Annotated in this window: 8 tRNA genes and 1 rRNA gene; all 9 read right to left on the bottom strand. The window is 50.6% G+C overall.

Going from position 1 to position 893, the window contains the following annotated elements:
- Positions 1-22: 22 nt before the first annotated feature.
- Positions 23-97, bottom strand: a tRNA-Gly gene (locus ACFOZ1_RS16440).
- 19 nt (positions 98-116) lie between these two features.
- A tRNA-Leu gene (locus ACFOZ1_RS16435) sits at positions 117-198 on the bottom strand.
- An 8-nt stretch (positions 199-206) separates the two neighbouring features.
- Positions 207-279 (bottom strand) — tRNA-Lys (locus ACFOZ1_RS16430).
- 5 nt (positions 280-284) lie between these two features.
- A tRNA-Thr gene (locus tag ACFOZ1_RS16425) sits at positions 285-360 on the bottom strand.
- Positions 361-366: 6 nt separating this feature from the next.
- Positions 367-443 (bottom strand) — tRNA-Asp (locus ACFOZ1_RS16420).
- Positions 444-448: 5 nt separating this feature from the next.
- Positions 449-525 (bottom strand) — tRNA-Met (locus ACFOZ1_RS16415).
- 19 nt (positions 526-544) lie between these two features.
- Positions 545-620, bottom strand: a tRNA-Val gene (locus ACFOZ1_RS16410).
- A 63-nt stretch (positions 621-683) separates the two neighbouring features.
- Positions 684-758 (bottom strand) — tRNA-Glu (locus tag ACFOZ1_RS16405).
- A gap of 46 nt (positions 759-804) precedes the next feature.
- A 5S ribosomal RNA gene (gene rrf / locus ACFOZ1_RS16400) occupies positions 805-893 on the bottom strand; the annotation flags it as partial.

Here is an 893-nt window from a genome sequence, read left to right as displayed (position 1 = left end):
CAAACTGAACGATTAACTTCTCTGGAGCGGAAGACGGGATTCGAACCCGCGACCCCCACCTTGGCAAGGTGGTGTTCTACCACTGAACTACTTCCGCTTATATATAATTGTTGTAATGCGGGTGGAGGGACTTGAACCCCCACGTCGAGAGACACTAGATCCTAAGTCTAGCGCGTCTGCCAATTCCGCCACACCCGCTAACATGATGAGCCATGGAGGATTCGAACCTCCGACCCTCTGATTAAAAGTCAGATGCTCTACCAACTGAGCTAATGGCTCACAAGTGGTGCCGGCCAGAGGACTTGAACCCCCAACCTACTGATTACAAGTCAGTTGCTCTACCAATTGAGCTAGACCGGCTAAAAATGGCGGTCCGGACGGGACTCGAACCCGCGACCTCCTGCGTGACAGGCAGGCATTCTAACCAACTGAACTACCGGACCATTTTTGGTTGCGGGGACAGGATTTGAACCTATGACCTTCGGGTTATGAGCCCGACGAGCTACCAGACTGCTCCACCCCGCGATGATAAAATATTGTATAATGGTGGAGGATGCAGGGCTCGAACCTGCGACCCCTTGCTTGTAAGGCAAGTGCTCTCCCAGCTGAGCTAATCCTCCGTCTAAACAGGATATGTAAATGCATATGTTGTAATCTTAGCATGTCATCCTTCATATTAGAAGTGGTGACCCGTACGGGATTCGAACCCGTGTTACCGCCGTGAAAGGGCGGTGTCTTAACCGCTTGACCAACGGGCCTACGCATTATTTTAATTAATTCCTTATAAATAAAAAAATTATAATTGCCTGGCAACGTCCAACTCTCGCAGGGGCAAGGCCCCAACTACCATAGGCGCTGGAGAGCTTAACTACTGTGTTCGGCATGGGAACAGG

The sequence above is a fragment of the Gracilibacillus marinus genome (genome assembly GCF_042651725.1).
Classification (GTDB): Bacteria; Bacillota; Bacilli; order Bacillales; family Amphibacillaceae; genus Gracilibacillus; species Gracilibacillus marinus.
Note: the sequence above shows the minus strand (reverse complement) of the source record. Positions and strands in the feature narration are given on the sequence as shown.